Source organism: Corynebacterium sp. HMSC064H12, assembly GCF_001809925.1.
Lineage (GTDB): Bacteria > Actinomycetota > Actinomycetes > Mycobacteriales > Mycobacteriaceae > Corynebacterium > Corynebacterium jeikeium_D.
In genome coordinates this window covers 1-17,981 of the sequence record NZ_KV799331.1, presented here as the reverse complement: position 1 = coordinate 17,981, position 17,981 = coordinate 1, and the positions used below count along the sequence as shown (strand labels likewise).

The following is a 17,981-nucleotide window of genomic DNA, read 5'->3' as shown; positions in this document are numbered from 1 at the left end:
GCTAATACTAGGCGCTACACAAAATGGCGCCTACATAAGAATTACGCGGGGATGGCCAGGCACTCTCTTCGCCACCAAAATAGCACGCCGCGTACCAGGTAAATTGCGGACGTAGAGGCTTTTAAATCCACTTGGGATTCATAAAAGTGAGTTACATTTAATGACTTTTTCGTTAACTGCCAGCAAATCCCGGGATCCAATAGCAAATTATCCACCAAAACACAGGTACAGAAGTCACTATTGTTATTTATGTTAAGAATGTAACGCATGTGAATACATGTCTGCTTCAGTCAATTTTCGAAGGCCAACACACCACCGAGCACCCCCTCCGTCTCGCGACACAGTCCCGCCCCGACACTCCGGCACTACCCCCACAATGCGTCCGCAAAACATCGAATCGGCAACACTCGACAACTACATACACGCAACGCCGCCGCCACTTCCGCCCATAAAAGCGTGACGACGAAAGTGCCGCGCGCCGTCGTTAAGCGAAGGCGTTAAAACCCGTCGAAACCCTCTCGAATAAAACAACGATTTTTTTGCGTAATTCGTCAAATAACCGCTGGTTACACCGTGTATCGATGAATTCAGCACTATTTTGCACATTAGTTAGGTAAGCGTCCGCGGCTCGTGATAGAACTCACAAGAGAACTATTTTCACTCAGCCATCACCCTGGCTGAGCCAGCCTAGAAGGAACATTATGAGCGTGCTCAACCTCGCCGCGGCGACGGCTGACACGGCGATTCCGGAATCTACCGGATTCACCGTCGCAGTCGGCGTTATTGGCGTCCTGTTGTCCCTGCCCTGCTGGTTCATCTTTATTAAGGGATTCACCCATATGGTGAAGACCATCATGGTGGGCCAAAAGACGTACGGTCACACCGGTGAATGGGGAACCCGTATTTGGACCATGATCCGAGAGATCGTCGGTCACACCAAGATGGCCAAGAAGCCCGGCGTTGCTGTGGCTCACTGGTTCGTCATGGTGGGCTTCCTCCTCGGTTCCCTAGTGTGGTTCGAGGCGTACATTCAGACCTTCTGGCCAGCCGGTGGTTGGCCAATCCTCAGGAATCTGACCGCCTGGCACTTCATCGACGAACTGCTCGGCCTGGGCACCACCCTGGGCATCCTGGCACTGATTCTCGTCCGCCAGACCAACCTGGGCAAGGAGCGTCTGAGCCGCTTCTACGGATCCAACGCCAAGGCTGCCTACTTCGTTGAGGCCGTCGTCCTCATCGAGGGCCTGGGCATGATGTTCGTCAAGGCTGCCAAGCTGGCTACCTACGGCGACCACGGTCACACTGGCGCCGAGGTCTGGACCTGGGCGAACTTCGTCACCGGTGGTATCGCACAGATTCTGCCGGCCTCCGAAGTCATGGTGTCCATCTTCGCGCTGATTAAGCTGCTGTCCGGTATGGTCTGGCTCTTCGTTGTTGGCCGCAACCTCACTTGGGGTGTCGCATGGCACCGCTTCCTGGCGTTCGCCAACATCCTGCTCAAGCGCAACGCTGACGGCTACAACGCCCTCGCTGGGGCTAAGCCGATGACCTCTAACGGCGAGATCCTGAACCTGGAAGAGGCTGACCCGGAGGTTGACTCCATGGGCACCGGCGTGGTTACCGACCACTCCTGGAAGGCTCTGCTGGACTTTACCTCTTGTACCGAGTGTGGTCGCTGCCAGGAGCAGTGCCCGGCCTGGAACACTTCCAAACCGCTGTCCCCGAAGCTGCTGGTTAACCAGCTGCGTGACCACGCTTACGCTTCTGCCCCGTACCTGTTGGCTGGCGAGACCATCGAAACCGCTCGCGAGGGCGAAGGTGCTGGCGCAGCACTCCTGACCAAGCCGCTGGTTGGCGACGGCGATGAGGGCATCATCGACCAGGACGTCCTGTGGTCCTGCACCAACTGTGGTGCCTGTGTTGAGCAGTGCCCGGTTGACATTGAGCACATCGACCACATCGTCGATATGCGCCGCTACCAGGTTCTGGTTGAGTCGGACTTCCCGACCGAGCTGGCTGGCCTGTTCAAGAACCTCGAGACCAAGGGCAACCCGTGGGGCCAGAACGCTTCCACTCGTGCCGACTGGATTAACGAGGTCCGCAAGGAAGGCATCGTCGTCCCGATTTGGGGCGAAGATGTCGAGAGCTTCGACGACACCGAGTACCTGTTCTGGGTCGGTTGTGCCGGTGCGTACGACGACAATGCGAAGAAGACCACCAAGGCTGTTGCAGAAATGCTTTACACCGCCGGTGTGAAGTACGCTGTGCTCTCCCAGGCTGAGGGTTGTACTGGCGATTCCGCTCGCCGCGCTGGTAACGAGTTCCTCTTCCAGATGCTGGCTGAGCAGAACATCGAACAGCTCGATGAGGTCTTCGACGGTGTCCCGCCGAAGCAGCGCAAGATTGTCGTCACCTGTGCGCACTGCTTCAACACCTTCAAGAACGAGTACCCAGAGCTGGGCGGACAGTACGAAGTTGTCCACCACACCCAGCTGCTAAATAAGCTGGTTCGCGCTAACCGCCTCCAGCCGGTTGCTTCCGGCCAGGGCCGCCAGGTCACCTACCACGACCCGTGCTTCCTGGGTCGCCACAACAAGGTCTTCGAGGCTCCGCGTGAGCTGATTGGTGCATCCGGCGCTAACCTCGTCGAGATGCCGCGTAACAAGAACACCGGCTTCTGCTGTGGTGCAGGTGGCGCGCGCATGTGGATGGAAGAGACCATCGGCCAGCGCATCAACGTCAACCGCACCGAAGAGGCTGTCGGCACTGGCGCTGAGGCAATTGCCATCGGCTGCCCGTTCTGTAAGACGATGATGAATGACGGTGTCAACAACGTCATCGAGGACGACGAGAAGAAGCCGGAAGTCCTGGACATCGCCCAGATGCTCCGCGACTCTGTGAAGGTCGACGGCGAGCTGCCACAGGCACGTGAGCCGGAGTGGATTGAGCAGCCAGAGCGTGGCTGGGTCGATCCGAAGAAGGCTGAAGAGGAAGAGCGTCAGCGCCTCGAGGAAGAGGAAGCTAAGCGCAAGAAGGCCGAGGCTGCCGAGAAGAAGAAGGCAGAAAAGACTGCCGCTGCCGGCGCTGGTGCCGCAGCTGCTGGTGCTGCTGCAGGCGCTGCTGGTGCTGCTGCAGGCGCTGCTGCCAAGGGTGGCGCTCCGAAGCCAGGCGGCGCTAAGGGCGGCGCACCGACTCCAGGTGGTGCCAAGAAGGGCGCTCCAGCTCCGGGTGGCGCTCCGAAGCCAGGCGGCGCTAAGGGCGGCGCACCGACCCCGGGCGGTGCCAAGAAGGGCGCTCCAGCTCCAGGTGGCGCTCCGAAGCCAGGCGGCGCTAAGGCCGGCGCACCGACCCCGGGTGGCGCCAAGAAGGGCGCTCCAGCTCCAGGTGGCGCACCGAAACCAGGCGGGGCTAAGGCCGGCGCACCAGTTCCGGGTGGCGCTCCAAAGCCAGGCGGCGCAAAGGCCGGCGCACCGGTTCCAGGTGGTGCCAAGAAGGGCGCTCCAGTTCCGGGTAGCGCCAAGGCTGCTAAGCCGGCCGCGCAGGCAGAGCCAGCAGCTGCGGAAACCGAAGCTCCGGCTGAGACCCCGAAGGCAACCAAGGGTGCTCCGATTCCGGGTGGCGCACGCAAGGGCGCACCTGTCCCAGGTGGCGCTAAGAAGGCAGCTCCAGCCGCCAAGCCGAAGGCCGAGGAAACCGCTCCTGCCGAGGACACCGCTGCTGAGGTTACGGCCACCGAGTCCGAGCAGCCAGCAGCTGAGCAGCCGAAGACCGCATCCGGTGCCCCGGTTCCGGGTGGCGCACGCAAGGGCGCTCCGATTCCAGGTGGCGCGCGCAAGGCAAAGCCGGCCGCTAGCGCCCCTGCCCCGGCAGCCGAGGAAACCGAGGCTCAGGAAGCATCTGCCCAGCCAGAGGCGGAGCAGGCTCCGGAACAGCCAGAGGTTACCGAAGAGCGGGCGACGGAAGAAGCCACCTCCACCGAGCAGACTGCTGATGCTCCTGCCGAGGAGACGCAGGCACCGTCGGCAAGCGCTAAGAACCTTCCGCGCAACCAGCACGGAGTTCCGCTGCCAGGATCAGCGCGACGTAAGTAACGCTCGCTAAGTAAGCCAAAATCCGCCCGAGAGGTTATTCTTCCCGGGCGGATTTTTTGTGCTTTACGACGACCCCCGCGCCACGGCATTAATCATGCAAATGGCACTCTCAACCGCACTGACAATATATTGATTACTGCATCCCGTTAGAGATGACCGCGTTGTGGTGTGGAAAGAGGTCTTGGCGTAGTGATTAAGAAATCGCTGTCACAGATAAGAGACTTTCTGAGGACTCCGGGGTCAGTGGAGATGGTCATTGCGCTGATCCTCACTGCTCTCGATGCGCTAATTCTCCGCGAGAGCAACTCTGATCTATTGTTGCCAACCATTATCGGTGGCCTTCAGGTCATTCTTGTTGCAGTGGCGACGTATTTGCCGCTCTTTGCCATGGTGGTTGTCCCAGCGAATTTCTTGGCGTTGACTTTCCTTCCTACAGAGCAGGCTCCAATGCAGATTTTCTGCGCGCTTCTCATCGTGGAAGTGATGCGTGCTAACAACAACAAGATGCCGGCGAGAATCACTGCGTTGCTCTTGTTGGTAATTTCAAACTACGACGTAAACACAAATACGTTCGCGCGCGACCACGTCGCGACCTTTGTGACAACGCTGCTTTTTGTAATTGCCTACGCCATCGGCATGATGCGCAGTCGCTACAAAGAGCAACGCCGGCAGGCAACGATTGAATCTAACCGCGCCCTGGAAGAACAACGCCTTGAGTTGGCGACCGTGCTGCACGACTCCACCGCCAAGTCCTTTACTCGCGTAACCATGCTGGCGCAGGCGCTCGCCATCGAGCGAGAAGGTACAGATGAAAAGCTTGAAGAGTCCCTGGAGGACATCGCAGAAACCTCCCGAGAAGGTCTGCTACAGCTTCGCCAGTTGCTTTCACTGCTGAAATCCGCTGACAAAGAAAGCTCTTTGACCTCGGCTATTGGCCAAGATGAGCGAGTTCCTAGCATGAACAGGGTGCTCCAACAGGCCAAGGATGAACTGCAGGAAGCTGGGTTTAACGTTTCGCTGGCCACGAGCATTGAAACCGAGCCCTCCTTGACGCAGATTTCAGAAGTTATCTCGCCGGCGCTGTCGGAGTTCTGCACGAATATTCAGAAGTACGGCGAGCCGCAAACGAACGTCCACATTCTGGCGCTGGGCAATGAGGAGGATGGCTTCACGCTCGACATCAGCAATCAGATATCGAAGGCGCTACCGCATTTTCTGCCGCGGGCGATGCTCTCGAGCGGTTTGGGGCTTTCCTCACTGCATCGGCGAGTGCGACCATGGGACGGTTCCATCACATCAGAACGAGAAGGAAATGTGTGGAATACCAAACTCCACATGCCACCTACCAATTAGTAGGTTACGCTAGCGTAGGATAGGTATAAAAGCTCATTGTGGCGAATATGACTCTCGAAACGTCCTGGTTAGCGTAGTAATATCGCACAATGACAGACATTGTTCGGTTTTTATAAATTCTATGAAAGGTTCGCGGATGTCTGACATCAAGGTTCTCATTGTCGATGACGACCCACTCGTACTCTCGACGCTGCGAACTTACTTCAAGAAGGCACCGCACATTACCGTGGTCGATGAAGCCAGCGATGGCCACGAGGCCCTCAATATCATTGCCCGCGGTGGCATTGACGTAGTTTTGACCGATATTCATATGCCCAACATGGACGGCGTTGAGCTGCTCGAGCGCATTAAGAAGGTGGAGAATCCACCGAAATTCATCGCTATCACCTCATTTGATACCGATGAAACAATGCTGAAAATCTTGAGCCTCGGCGGAAACGGCTACATTCTCAAAACCGCCCGCCCCGAATCCGTCATTGGCACCGTTGAAGATGTCTTCCAGGGCGGCACCGTCATCTCCCCGATTTCTGCGACTCGGCTGATTAAAACGCTGCCGTCCCGCAACATTTCCTCGTACAAGATCACTCATGCCGAGCGAGAGGTTCTCGGCCTGATCTGCCGCGGTAAATCGAACCACGACATCGCCAAGGAACTCGGCAAGTCGCCGGGCACCATCAAGAAGCACCTCTCCAGCATGTTCAATAAGTTCGGGGCTACCTCACGCCTGGACTTGGCTCTGAAAGCAATAGACGCAGGCTTCCAGCCTCCGGCATCCGCTGCCGCAGAATAACCAGGGGCTCTGAGATTTGGCCGGTTAGCGGCTCTGAATTGAGCCTTTGCAGGCCCGAGATGGATAGCAAAAAGGGGCATATTCACTTTCGCGAATATGCCCCTTTTACCCGTGCTGAGTGTGGAGAGAGAACTGTGTAACTACTGGATGGTCACCTCGACATGTCGCTCGCGCGGAGCCACACCGAAGTAGGTGCGCCCAATTGGCTCCCACGTCTTCGAGTTGGCGTTGCAGCGAACAGTCTGTCCGGCGAACTCGTCAACCAGGAATCCCCAGCTCAGACGACCAGTTTCACCCTTGCGTACTTCGTATGGCCCGATCTTCTGCCCGAGGCTCCAAACCATCTCTCGGGAGTATTCCCAGGAGTACTTGCGGTTGAGCTCCTTGCTGACCTTCACACTGACAGAGATATTGGTCCACCACTTCTTGGTCTTGGACTCCTTGATGGTCTGCGTCAGCGGAATCGGCTCATCACCGATGTCATTCTTCGTAGAAACAACGCCCTCAACGTCGTAGCGAGAGCCGGTGATTTCCACGAACTCAGCCACCGAACCCGGAGCTTCACAAGTGGTTCCCGGTGCCGGACCGCGGTCAACTGCCGCCGGCTTGGGCACTGGTACCCACTCCTCCGGCGCGAACGGTTCACCGGCTCCTGGATTCGGGGCGGCCACCGCTGTCGGAGCACCGAGTCCGAGCGCAAAGACCGTCGTCAAGCACATGGCGACAACACGCTTTTTCATAACTGCTCCTAGTCGTTAATCGTGGCGGATGCCGGGCCGCCGTCACCGGAGTTACCGCTGACAGGCGCCCACTGCTGACGGTGCTCGCCCTCCTTGGTGGTCTTGTGCCAGACCACGAAGCGAGTCGACGGCCCCTTGCCGTTGTACTCACCGAAGTAGGGCTCACCGCGCCACAGGCCGGTCTTCTGGTCACAGGTGCGAACACGGCCAATGAAGGACTTCATGTGCACGCCGTAGTCTGCGCGAACGGTCTCACCGGGGTTGACGGTCACCGGGCCCAGCTTGTCGCCAACCGACCACTGACTGACCTCGACGATGCCGTACTTGTTCTTCACCCCGTGGAGGAACACGTCCCACATATTTCCGGAGCTCATGGCCTTCACAGACTCGTTGACTCCCTCTGTCACCTCGAGGGTGTACTGAATAGGGCGGTCAGTGCGGTTGGTGAATGAGTTAGTGCCGTTGTAGCGGTCCCATTCGTCGGTAATCCACTGTTCCCAGGGGTGACGCTTGGCATCCTTGACCGGGTCACATTTATCCGTATTGGTGAAACCGGTGTGGTGCTCATCCTGGTCAGGGGTCTGGGTCAGCGGGGTCGCCGCGGCCTGTCCAACGATGCCTGGTGCAAGAAGACTTGCACCCATCACCGCGCAGGCCAGGGCCTTCTTTTTCAGGCTCAACATGGAGAAACTTCCTTCTGCTTCGAGGTCTTAAAGAGGCTCAGCCCGTCTTAGACGGCGTACTCCTTGACCTGTGCCGGAGCAGCACCGTCGACGGAGCGATCAGCTTCGTTGGCGCGCATGGAAACGCGAATGTGGCGCTCCTTCGGGATGGTGCCCCAGTACGGACGACCTGCGTCGATCCACTTTCCGCCCTTACAGGTCAGGTGAGTACCTTCGAAGGACTGGTTCAGGAAGCCATACTCCAGAACACCGGTGTAGCCAGGCTTGACTGGGTACGGGCCGAGGGTCTGGCCAACTTCCCAGGTCTGAGTGGACTGGTAGCCGGCGCTAAAGGTGACATGGAAGAGCTTGAGCAGGTCGAAGTCGACCGAACCGCCGACATTCCAGGACTTGGTCTTGCCCTCCTTCAGGGTCTGGGTCAGCGGCAGGTCGGTGTCGCCGTAGTTAGCGACAGTCGCAGTACCTTCGACCTCGAACTTCGAGCCGGTGATCTTCAGGGACTGGCCGGACTGGCCTTCAACGGAGCAGGTGCCACCGACGGTGCCCGGGGTAGGGGCTGGGGCAGCTTCGGCCATCGGGGCGACAGCCAGCGAGGACATGGTAACCAGGGCTGCAATGGAGCCGGAGAGCAGGGTCTTCTTCACGGCGAAATCCTTTCAGGATGTGACGAGCAACTCGTAAGGAAATACTTGAACTGACACCTGCAAAGGTAAGTCGAAATTCAGCGTTTTGTAATGGAAAATTTTCGACTGGCTTTACGACGGCCGCAGCAATTATCCACATAGTAAAAATGGAATCTCACCGATTTCTGCCACGCGAAAATACGACATCTAATTGACCCTGACCAGCGATTATGGGCGCCACAATAAGATTTCGGCGATCAATTTAAACGCATTAGAACTACGCCTTTTGAACCAATTCAAAAATGCCTCGGTCGGCCACTTGGTACTAGACAATCAACATTTCGGCCACTAGCCCACCTACATAAAGACACCAGAGAGTAGCCGAATGGCCACCCCCAGGCGCGGGCAGGTAGAGAGACCTCCACACTTCACACTCTTGATTAAATAGTTATGATTTCTTTATTAATCACTGGCGAAGTCCGGCAGTCCACAAAGCCCTGACACTTTGCCGAGGCAGATATCTTTCGGAGTACTACCTAATGTTTCGACGCACTTCTGTTCTTGCTACCACCATTGCATCCGCAGCACTTTCCCTGGGCGCGCTGACCGGCGCCCCGGCCGCTACCGCAGCACCGACAGCTACGACCAGCAGCGACGACCTGCAGGTTAAGGAATACGCTCTTTCCGATACCTTCTCTTGCGACTACTACAACCTGCCGTGGTGCCGCTAAAGAGCGCTGACGCCGCCCTCCCCTGCCCTCCCTTCACGTGAGCGCACGGCTACTTCGCGGTACCGTCGAGCCCCTCTAGCAGCGTGGCAAAATCCGTGACGTTAGTATCCACCCGCGTGTTTGTACTGCGTCGCTGGTTCGGCTCGCTGGCACCCCGATTCCCCTCGCTGGCCCCGCCCGCTGAATGCTCCGCACCCTTTTCTTCAGCTTCGTTCCCAAAATCTGAACCAAAACCGACTACGGCCGAGCGAACACCGACAAGGTACTCGGCAAGCTCACGAGCTGCACGCACGACGCGATTGTTCATCTCCGCGCCGGACACTCCGCCGGCGCCATCGCCGGTACTATCGCCAGCGCCGAAGTCCTCAGTGGCTGCAAATACAGCAGTCGGCATAACCGTGCCGCGCAGGTAGCTAAACAGCGGACGCATCGCATACTCCAGCACCAACGAATGTCGTGCTGTGCCAGCCGTCGCAGCAATAATGACCGGCATGGAAGTCAGCACATCCTTATCCAGGGCGTCGAAAAACATCTTGAACAACCCCGAGTAGGACGCTGCGAACACCGGGGTCGCGGCAATCAATCCATCAGCACCGCTGACAGCCTCGAGGGCGGCGCGCAATTTTTCGTCGTAAAGCCCTGTGGACATCACAGTGCCGAGGCTGACAGCGAGTTCGCGCAGCTCGACGTACTCAATTTGGAGCCCCTCGCCACGCTTGGAGACCTGCGCCTCGACGGCCTCCGCGATGCGGTCGGCAAGGATGCGCGTGGTTGATGGATCGGAAACACCGGCACTTACGACGACGAGCTTTTTCACTACTGATTCCTTTCAGCCGGGCGGACGAGAAGGTGCGGGGAATCTGCGCCCTCGGCAACCAGCGAGGCATGCGTCGGCGGGTCGGAAGGCACGTGCGCCGGACGGCGGCGCTCGAACTCTTCACGCAGGACCGGAACGATTTCGGTTCCCAGGATTTCAACCTGCTCCAACGCCATTTCCAGCGGCAGGCCGGCGTGATCGATAAGGAAGAGCTGACGCTGGTAGTCGCCAACGGCGTCTGCATAGCCCAGGTAACGTTCGATGATTTGCTCAGGCGTGCCGACGGTCAGTGGAGTGATGTTCTCGAATTCTTCCAGAGATGGCCCATGTCCATAGACCGGGGCATTGTCGAAGTATGGGCGGAAAATCTCCTTGGCCTTCTTCTCCGTCTCAGCGGCGAAGACCTGACCGCCAAGCCCGACGATTGCCTGATCAGCAGCACCATGACCGTAGTGCTCATAGCGCTGGCGGTAGAGATTGACCATGGCTGTGGTGTGCTCGATATTCCAGAAAATGTGATTATGGAAGAAGCCGTCCCCATAGAAGGCGGCCTGCTCAGCAATCTCAGTGGAGCGGATTGAGCCGTGCCACACGAAAGGTGCTACACCGTCGAGCGGGCGCGGTGTGGACGTAAATGACTGCAGCGGAGTGCGGAATTGACCTTGCCAATCCACATTCTCCTCACGCCAAAGGGTGCGCAGCAGGTGATAGTTCTCGATGGCCAGCGGAATTCCCTTGCGAATATCCTTGCCAAACCACGGATAAACCGGCCCGGTGTTGCCGCGGCCCATCATCAGATCAATGCGACCTTCGGAAAGGTGCTGGAGGTAGGCGTAATCCTCGGCGATGCGCACGGGGTCGGTGGTGGTAATCAGCGTTGTCGAGGTCGACAGAATCAGATTTTCGGTCTGTGCTGTGAGGTTGGCTAATAAAATCGGCGGATTCGCCGGTGCCACAAACGGTGGATTGTGGTGCTGGCCAGTAGCAAATACATCGAGGCCGACCTCTTCGGCCTTCTTCGCTAGGGCGACAGTTGCCTTAATGCGCTCATGTTCAGTAGGGATTTGTCCAGTCGTGGGATCTTTTGTGACGTCGCCAATTGTAAAAATTCCGAATTGCATAATTCTCAATCCTAAATAGCAGTTGTTGACATGTCAACGCCTGTTATGCTGGGCATAAGCACTTAAAACGACTCCATATGAACCGCCTCCAACCAAAGGAGCCTCGCCCAGCCATGACAAAACCGCGAACCGATCGCCCGACCGGATGTGCGCTTCTAAAAAATATTCGGCATTTTCTTTGACCTTTGTTGACACATCATCACATCTAGAGTTATCGTTGACACGTCAACACCGGAAGTTGGTTCCGGCGGACAAAAATACTTCGAAACATTCGAGATACTTTTAACTTTTAGGAGATTCACTATGGCTCTTCAGTCTGGCAACTACGTTCTTGATGCACAGCACTCCACCGTTGGATTCACCGTTCGTCACGCAATGATCACTAAGGTCCACGGTCAGTTCACTGAGTTTGAGTCCGTTATTAATTTTGATGCCGACAAGCCGGAGAATTCCACGGCAAAGGCGACCATTCAGGCGAACTCCATCAACACCAACAATGAAGAGCGCGACAACCACCTGCGCTCGAAGGACTTCTTCGGCACCGACGAAAACCCGACCTTCGAATTCGTTTCCACCGCTATCGAGCTCCAGAGCGAAGAAAAGGCCACCGTTACCGGCGACCTAACCATCAACGGCATCACCAAGCCGGTCACCCTGGATGTCGACATTTTCGGCTCCGCTGAAGACCCATGGGGTCAGACTCGCGTTGGCTTCGAGGCAGCCACCAAGATTGACCGCACCGATTTCGGCATCGATTACAACGCTCCTATTAAGACTGGCGGCCTGCTCCTTGGCAACGAGATTTCCCTGCAGATCGACGGCTCCGCAGTTAAGCAGTAACTAGCAGCCAGAACCCCAGCTGCCCGCACCCCAGTAAAGCGTCCTGCATCCTCATGCAGGGCGCTTTTGCGCAATCAATGTGCAATTAATCTGCCCCCCGCTGTGAGAAAAGCATGGTGCGGGAGCAAAAAAGTGGCATGCTTAGACAGGTGAGTTCCAGTAAAGACACTTCCCAGGGCACCGAAACCACCAACGAGACAACGCAGGACGCTCAGGCTGCGCAGGCCGCTCAGGCCGAGCAGTCCCGTGCTGCCCGTGTTGCCGCCCGTCGTGGAAACATCAGGGCACCTCGCCGCACTCCACTGAAGACACTGGACCAATCCTCCAAGCTGCAGAACGTCCTCTACGACATTCGCGGTCCGGTGACTACTCTCGCCGAACAGATGGAGGCCGACGGCCACCGCATCATGATGCTCAACACCGGCAATCCGGCAAAGTTCGGCTTTGATGCACCTGACACCATCGTGCAGGACATGGTCCGCGCCCTCCCCCACGCACAGGGCTACTCCGAGTCCAAGGGTATTTACTCCGCACGCCGTGCCGTCGTCACGCGCTATGAGATGGACCCGGACTTCCCCCGTTTCGACGTCAACGACGTCTGGCTGGGCAACGGCGTCTCCGAGCTGATTTCCATCACCACGCAGGCGCTGCTCAACGAGGGCGATGAGGTCCTCATTCCAGCTCCGGATTACCCGCTCTGGACTGCAGCAACCACCCTCGCCGGCGGCAAGGCCGTCCACTACACGTGCGATGAGGAGAATAACTGGGCCCCGGATGTCGAAGACATTCGCTCGAAGGTGACGGATCGCACGAAGGCGATTGTCATCATCAACCCGAACAATCCGACCGGCGCGGTCTACACACGCCAGACACTCGAAGCCATCGTCGATATCGCTCGTGAGCACTCACTCCTGCTGCTTTCCGACGAAATCTACGACCGCATCCTCTACGACGATGCAGAGCACATTTCCACTGCCTCCTTGGCCCCGGATTTGCTCTGTATCACCTTCAACGGCCTGTCCAAGACCTACCGTGTGGCCGGCTACCGCGCTGGCTGGATGGTGCTGACTGGCCCGAAGCGCCACGCAGAGGGCTTTATCGAGGGCATCAACTTGCTGGCCAGCACCCGTCTATGCCCGAATGTCCCTGCTCAACACGGCATTCAGGTGGCACTTGGCGGCTACCAGTCCATCGAGGACTTGATCTTGCCAGGCGGTCGCCTTCTGGAGCAGCGCAATGTCGCCTACGAGGGACTGACCTCAATTCCAGGCGTGAGCTGTGTAAAGCCGATGGGCGCCATGTACGCATTCCCGAAGCTGGATCCGAACGTCTACGAAATTCACGATGACGAGAAGCTGATGCTCGACATCCTGCGTGAAGAGAAGATCCTGATGGTCGGCGGCTCTGGCTTCAACTACCCGACGCCGGATCACTTCCGAATTGTCACCCTGCCGTGGGCACGCGACCTGAAGGAAGCTATCGAGCGCCTAGGCAACTTCCTGGTCAGCTACAAGCAATAGCAGTACTTAAGGTTGCGCACGCTACTGGTTCTACCCTTCTCACATATCGATGCGCTATTCACTTATGGCCGCACTGGAGCGCATCGATGAGTGAGTATTGCATCGATAGGTGAGCCATAGCGCTGATGACTACGGCTCGGCGCGCCGGAATGGCGGTACGCCTTCCGGTGCTGGTGCAGCGATTAGGTTATTAAGGGTGGGCAGGCATTCAAAAGATTCAATGAACTCTGACAACCAGCAACCTTTTCGCGTTGCTCCGGGTTCCGACATAGGTGCGCATCTCGACGTACTGAAGAACTCGAACAACGGCTCCCCTACCGGCCGGTTCCGGGCTGTCAATGCCGCGAATCAACCCAACTCTGCAACTTCGGCTGCCCCAGCACGACATGCAGAGCCTGCCGCACATTCAAAACCAGCACCGGCACGGCAAAACGAACCTGCGCAAGCCAAACCAAAACCAACGAAACCGCGGCACAACCCCACAAGAGCACGTCGCTTGCTGGCCACAGTTCTCACAGTTGCTGGTATTGCCACTTTCCTCGCAGTGATTGGGCTCTGGCCATCGGGTGAAGCTCCGAGCCCAGGGCCGGGATTCCTGCAGTCACAGACGTCAGCTGCAGAGACGGTTAAGGGAACCGTCGTAAAGCACAGCGTCGGCGCGTGCAATTCGCCTGACAACGGACGCGTCTTCGACGACCAGCCGCGTCCAGGGCTGACGGCTTCGCTCAACGACCCCGCGGCGCCGAAGTGCCAGATCTCGGTCATTGAGCTGACCTCGGGTCCAGACGAGGGCAAGAAGACGCTTCTGGAGGCATCCGGCCTTCCCGGCGAGATTGAGCTGGCGGAGGGCGACAAGGTCGTCCTGGCAATTCACCGTCCAAACGCGGCCGGTACCGGAGCTGTCGACAATGGTGCCGTGCCGGATTCGGGGTTGATGACACCGGCTCCCGGCGTTGTTCCCGCGCCTGCCCCTGAGGGCGCAGAGGGTGAGCCTGCTCCTGATGCAGAGGCTCCGGCACCAGCTCCAGCCCCGGAGCAGGAACCAGCACCTGAATCCGACGCAGAAGCCCCCGCTGCCCCCGCTGCCCCCGAAGCTCCTGCTCCTGCCACCGACACTAATGTCGTCGACCTCGCACCTCATCAGGTTGTCGACACCGCTAGCATCGGCAACACCTACACCTTCCTGGACATGGATCGCACCACGACCATCTGGATGTGGCTCGGCGCAGCGGTGCTGCTCATCATCCTCGTCGGCATGACTCGCGGAGTCTTGAGCCTCATTGGTCTTGGCATCACGCTGGCCGCAGTGATGGGATTCCTGGTTCCGGCACTGCTACGCGGTGGCGATCCTGTGGCCTTAGCCATCACGGCGGGCGCGGCGATCCTCTTCCCGGTGCTCTTCCTCGTACATGGCATCAATTGGAAGTCAGCTTCCGCACTGGCGGGAACACTCACCACGATGGTGTTGGCGGCGGGCCTGGCCAACCTCGCAATCTCCACGTCACAGCTACGTGGTCTCGGCAACGAGGACAACCTGCTCATTCAGCTTTACCTGCCTGACGTCTCCGTCACAGGTCTGCTTCTGGCGGGATTCATCATCGGCGCGTTGGGCGTGCTTAACGACGTCACCATCGCCCAGGCATCGACCGTCCAGGAGCTTTACGAAGCAGCTCCGCGGTCGCGGCCTATGGAGGTCTTCCGCTCGGCAATGCGCGTCGGTCGCGATCACATCGCGTCGATGGTCTACACACTGGTACTGGCGTACCTCGGCACCGCACTACCGCTATCGATTTTGTTAAGCGTCTCCGACCGGCCGCTGATGCAGTCGTTGACCTCCGATGTCGTGGCCACAGAGCTGCTGCGTTCCACCATCGGTGCGGTGGCTTTGGTACTCGCAGTGCCGATTACCACCCTCATCGCCGCCTATACCGTGGCCCCGGAGGGTATGAAGTTTCCGAAGCGCTCGAGGGCGGCTAGCATTTAGCCGCGGCCGAGGCAGGTGACATCCCAGCCTGCGGCACGCCACTGGTCGGCTGGCAGGCAGTTGCGGCCGTCGAGCACTGCTGCACGCTTGACCAGCTTCTTCGCAGCCACCGGGTCGATGTCGCGGAACTGCTGCCACTCGGTGGCGACGACAACCATCTCCGTGCCTTCCAGGGCAGCTTCGATGCTCGGTGCGTACTCCAAGGTCGGGAAATTCTTCTTGGCGTTCTCCATGGCCTGCGGGTCATAAACACTCACCGAAGCGCCCGCCAGAGACAGCGAACCAGCAATCGACAGCGCCGGGGAGTCACGCACATCGTCAGAGTTCGGCTTGAAAGCCGCACCCAGCACGGTCACGGTGTGGCCGAGCAGCGAGCCGCCGAAGCTACCACGCACCAGGTCAACGGTCTTTTCACGGCGACGCATGTTAATCGCATCGACCTCACGCAGGAAGGTCAGCGCCTGGTCAACGCCCAGCTCACCGGCGCGGGCCATGAATGCGCGGATATCCTTCGGCAGGCAACCGCCGCCGAAGCCCAGACCCGCGTTGAGGAAGCGGCGGCCAATTCGGGCATCCATACCGATGGCGTCGGCAAGCGTAGTGATATCCGCACCTGTGACCTCACAGATTTCAGAGACCGCGTTGATGAAGGAAATCTTGGTGGCGAGGAATGCGTTCGCCGACACCTTCACCAGCTCTGCGGTGGCGGTGTCCGCGACGATAAGCGGAGTCTCGCGCTCGAAGATAGGGCCGAAGCACTCGCGCAAACTGGCCTCGGCAATCGATTCGACCTCCTGACCCGCACCATTGAGGATCATGCCCGGCTTCTGGGTGCCCAGCACCACACGGTCCGGCTCCAGGGTGTCCTTTACCGCGAAGCCCTCGCGCAGGAACTCCGGGTTCCAGGCGATTTCGAGGCTGGTGTTCTTCAACTGCTCATCACCGGCTTCGGCGCGCTCACCAATCATTTTCGCAGCCAGCTCCTGCAGGCGCGGTGCGGTACCGACGGGCACAGTGGACTTACCAAACACTAAATGCTTGCCGACGACGCGCTTAGCCAATTCGGTAATGGCGGCGTCCACATAGCGAACATCGGCGGCGTACGAGCCCTTAACCTGCGGAGTTCCGACACCTACGAAGTGGACGTTCGCAAATTCAACGGCTTCGTCGTAGTTAGTGGTGAAACGTAGTCGCCCCGACTCAACGTGCTTCTTTAGCAGTTCGGGCAAGCCAGGCTCAAAGAAAGGAACTTGGCCTGCGGACAATGCCTCAATCTTGGCGGGATCAACATCTACGCCGAGAACCTCGTGGCCTAACTCCGCCATCGCCGCGGCATGAGTGGCGCCTAGGTAACCCGTACCAATAACCGTAATACGCATAAGGGCTATTATTTATCGAAAGATAAAAGGCCATCAAGCCGATTTAACCCTTAAATGGTGTGAACTAAAGGCCCATATTTAGGCTTTTCACCTGCGAAAACTCTTTATTGAACAATTGTTTCCATTTCTTCACCGAGAATTCACTCGGGGCTATTCACAATTCATTTATATTCCGAGTTCATATCCCGAGTTTCAGGTGCCTTATTCCTCATCGCGGAAGTTCAGGTACGCACGCGACGGCGTCGGGCCGCGCTGCCCCTGATACTTCGAACCGAGCTTGCCGGAACCGTAAGGCACCTCTGCCGGCGAGGACATCTTGAACAGTGCCAGCTGGCCGACCTTCATGTTCGGCCACAGTGCGATAGGCAAGTTCGCCACATTGGATAGCTCCAGCGTGATGTGGCCGGAAAACCCTGGGTCAATAAAGCCGGCGGTCGAGTGCGTTGCCAGGCCCAGACGCCCCAGCGAAGACTTACCTTCCAGGCGGCCTGCTAGGTGCGGAGGAATAGTGAAGTACTCCAGGGTCGATGCCAGGACGAATTCGCCCGGGTGAAGAATGAAGGGCTGCCCTTCTGGAACCTCGTGCGGGGACGTCAGTTCTTCCTGCGGCAACTTCGGATCGATGTGCGTGTACTGCGAGTTGTTAAAAACTCGGAAGAACTTGTCCAGACGCACGTCGATGGACGAAGGCTGAATCATCTTCGGGTCAAAAGGATCAATGCCGAGATGGCCGGAGCCTTCGGCATCGATAGCGGCACGAATATCACGATCTGAGAGCAACACATAGACCAGCTTAACCGCTCTGTAATGCACAGCGTGTGCGGGTTGCAGGATATGCCCGCACTGAATCCCCCGGGAAGGACTGGATAAGGTCCTACAAGGAGATCAGCGCTTAACCCGAAAAGACGGACAGAGGGTCTTCAAGACCAATTTTTTCGACACGAATCGAGAGTGCTACATTGAAGTTACAGAGGGCGACTGATTGCCTGCATGCCACACCTACTGTGCCAATCCCGTGGCGTGCTTTTAATCATTCCGCCTACTGTGTGCCGATGTAGTTCAATGGTAGAACTCCTGCTTCCCAAGCAGGCGGCGCGGGTTCGATTCCCGTCATCGGCTCCGCCCAATGAGGCTCAGCGTCAAGCTGAGCCTCATTTTTGTTTCCGCTGTTTTCAGCTACATCCCGCGGTACCACAACAACCAAACAACTCCGATTAGCACATCCGAGTAACACTCTTGCACAGCACAAACCCATTAGAAACTACTTCTGAAATTAGGGTTAAGTAGCAAAAAGTGTGTCCGCTCGGCG

At 57.9% G+C, this 17,981-nt stretch carries 14 protein-coding genes and 1 tRNA gene; 8 read left to right on the top strand and 7 right to left on the bottom strand.

Features of this window, described 5'->3' with window-relative positions; genetic code table 11:
• The first annotated feature begins 701 nt into the window (after positions 1 to 701).
• The 3 genes from HMPREF2681_RS02915 (at position 702) to HMPREF2681_RS02905 (ending at position 6,234) form a co-directional block, all read left to right on the top strand.
• Positions 702 to 4,091 (top strand): (Fe-S)-binding protein, encoded by a 3,390-nt coding sequence (locus HMPREF2681_RS02915; RefSeq protein WP_070546023.1) that lies wholly within the window; start codon positions 702 to 704, stop codon positions 4,089 to 4,091.
• 249 nt (positions 4,092 to 4,340) lie between these two features.
• On the top strand, positions 4,341 to 5,444 hold the full coding sequence (locus HMPREF2681_RS02910; RefSeq protein WP_246815985.1) for a histidine kinase: 1,104 nt from the start codon (positions 4,341 to 4,343) through the stop codon (positions 5,442 to 5,444).
• Between the two features lie 136 nt (positions 5,445 to 5,580).
• Entirely contained in the window at positions 5,581 to 6,234 is a 654-nt protein-coding gene (locus HMPREF2681_RS02905; RefSeq protein WP_070546019.1) for a response regulator transcription factor, read from the top strand.
• Between the two features lie 140 nt (positions 6,235 to 6,374).
• On the opposite strand, the gene HMPREF2681_RS02900 is transcribed toward HMPREF2681_RS02905, so the two are convergent.
• The 3 genes from HMPREF2681_RS02900 to HMPREF2681_RS02890 are packed head-to-tail and all read right to left on the bottom strand — an operon-like array spanning position 6,375 to position 8,301.
• Positions 6,375 to 6,974: a hypothetical protein gene (locus HMPREF2681_RS02900; RefSeq protein ID WP_016421572.1), complete on the bottom strand. Its 600-nt coding sequence runs from the start codon at positions 6,972 to 6,974 to the stop codon at positions 6,375 to 6,377.
• Positions 6,975 to 6,982: 8 nt separating this feature from the next.
• Positions 6,983 to 7,657, bottom strand: coding sequence for a hypothetical protein (locus HMPREF2681_RS02895; RefSeq protein WP_005511744.1), 675 nt, complete (start codon positions 7,655 to 7,657; stop codon positions 6,983 to 6,985).
• A 47-nt stretch (positions 7,658 to 7,704) separates the two neighbouring features.
• Complete coding sequence (locus HMPREF2681_RS02890) at positions 7,705 to 8,301, bottom strand: hypothetical protein (RefSeq protein ID WP_048734421.1); 597 nt, start codon at positions 8,299 to 8,301, stop codon at positions 7,705 to 7,707.
• Positions 8,302 to 8,819: 518 nt separating this feature from the next.
• Here HMPREF2681_RS02890 and HMPREF2681_RS02885 point away from each other — a divergent pair.
• Entirely contained in the window at positions 8,820 to 9,011 is a 192-nt protein-coding gene (locus tag HMPREF2681_RS02885; protein ID WP_048734418.1) for a hypothetical protein, read from the top strand.
• Between the two features lie 49 nt (positions 9,012 to 9,060).
• Here the strand turns inward: HMPREF2681_RS02885 and HMPREF2681_RS02880 are convergent, their stop codons facing one another.
• Together HMPREF2681_RS02880 and HMPREF2681_RS02875 are read right to left on the bottom strand one after the other, a co-directional pair.
• Complete coding sequence (locus tag HMPREF2681_RS02880) at positions 9,061 to 9,828, bottom strand: FMN reductase (RefSeq protein WP_070546017.1); 768 nt, start codon at positions 9,826 to 9,828, stop codon at positions 9,061 to 9,063.
• Entirely contained in the window at positions 9,828 to 10,949 is a 1,122-nt protein-coding gene (locus HMPREF2681_RS02875) for a CE1758 family FMN-dependent luciferase-like monooxygenase (RefSeq protein ID WP_070546015.1), read from the bottom strand. Before HMPREF2681_RS02875 ends, HMPREF2681_RS02880 begins: the two co-directional genes overlap by 1 nt.
• 303 nt (positions 10,950 to 11,252) lie before the next feature.
• Here HMPREF2681_RS02875 and HMPREF2681_RS02870 point away from each other — a divergent pair, with 303 nt between their 5' ends.
• The 3 genes from HMPREF2681_RS02870 to HMPREF2681_RS02860 all read left to right on the top strand — a co-directional run bounded on the left by HMPREF2681_RS02870 (position 11,253) and on the right by HMPREF2681_RS02860 (position 15,293).
• Entirely contained in the window at positions 11,253 to 11,789 is a 537-nt protein-coding gene (locus HMPREF2681_RS02870) for a YceI family protein (RefSeq protein WP_016421578.1), read from the top strand.
• Between the two features lie 149 nt (positions 11,790 to 11,938).
• Positions 11,939 to 13,309: a pyridoxal phosphate-dependent aminotransferase gene (locus tag HMPREF2681_RS02865; protein ID WP_370449407.1), complete on the top strand. Its 1,371-nt coding sequence runs from the start codon at positions 11,939 to 11,941 to the stop codon at positions 13,307 to 13,309.
• 496 nt (positions 13,310 to 13,805) lie between these two features.
• Positions 13,806 to 15,293 (top strand): YibE/F family protein, encoded by a 1,488-nt coding sequence (locus tag HMPREF2681_RS02860; protein WP_070546013.1) that lies wholly within the window; start codon positions 13,806 to 13,808, stop codon positions 15,291 to 15,293.
• Here HMPREF2681_RS02860 and HMPREF2681_RS02855 read toward each other — a convergent pair.
• Together HMPREF2681_RS02855 and dcd are read right to left on the bottom strand one after the other, a co-directional pair.
• Positions 15,290 to 16,672: a UDP-glucose dehydrogenase family protein gene (locus HMPREF2681_RS02855; protein WP_070546011.1), complete on the bottom strand. Its 1,383-nt coding sequence runs from the start codon at positions 16,670 to 16,672 to the stop codon at positions 15,290 to 15,292. The genes HMPREF2681_RS02860 and HMPREF2681_RS02855 overlap by 4 nt on opposite strands.
• Before the next feature lie 201 nt (positions 16,673 to 16,873).
• The gene (gene dcd / locus HMPREF2681_RS02850; protein WP_005511764.1) at positions 16,874 to 17,455 is read right to left on the bottom strand and encodes a dCTP deaminase; all 582 of its coding nucleotides are present in this window, start codon (positions 17,453 to 17,455) and stop codon (positions 16,874 to 16,876) included.
• Between the two features lie 265 nt (positions 17,456 to 17,720).
• Here dcd and HMPREF2681_RS02845 point away from each other — a divergent pair.
• Positions 17,721 to 17,791 (top strand) — tRNA-Gly (locus HMPREF2681_RS02845).
• The last annotated feature ends 190 nt before the right edge of the window (positions 17,792 to 17,981 follow it).

Coding starts and splice junctions, on each gene's coding strand:
- HMPREF2681_RS02915 (WP_070546023.1), top strand. CDS start 702: ATGAGCGTGCTCAACCTCGCCGCGGCGACGGCTGACACGGCGATTCCG.
- HMPREF2681_RS02910 (WP_246815985.1), top strand. CDS start 4,341: ATGGTCATTGCGCTGATCCTCACTGCTCTCGATGCGCTAATTCTCCGC.
- HMPREF2681_RS02905 (WP_070546019.1), top strand. CDS start 5,581: ATGTCTGACATCAAGGTTCTCATTGTCGATGACGACCCACTCGTACTC.
- HMPREF2681_RS02900 (WP_016421572.1), bottom strand. CDS start 6,974: ATGAAAAAGCGTGTTGTCGCCATGTGCTTGACGACGGTCTTTGCGCTC.
- HMPREF2681_RS02895 (WP_005511744.1), bottom strand. CDS start 7,657: ATGTTGAGCCTGAAAAAGAAGGCCCTGGCCTGCGCGGTGATGGGTGCA.
- HMPREF2681_RS02885 (WP_048734418.1), top strand. CDS start 8,820: ATGTTTCGACGCACTTCTGTTCTTGCTACCACCATTGCATCCGCAGCA.
- HMPREF2681_RS02875 (WP_070546015.1), bottom strand. CDS start 10,949: ATGCAATTCGGAATTTTTACAATTGGCGACGTCACAAAAGATCCCACG.
- HMPREF2681_RS02870 (WP_016421578.1), top strand. CDS start 11,253: ATGGCTCTTCAGTCTGGCAACTACGTTCTTGATGCACAGCACTCCACC.
- HMPREF2681_RS02855 (WP_070546011.1), bottom strand. CDS start 16,672: ATGCGTATTACGGTTATTGGTACGGGTTACCTAGGCGCCACTCATGCC.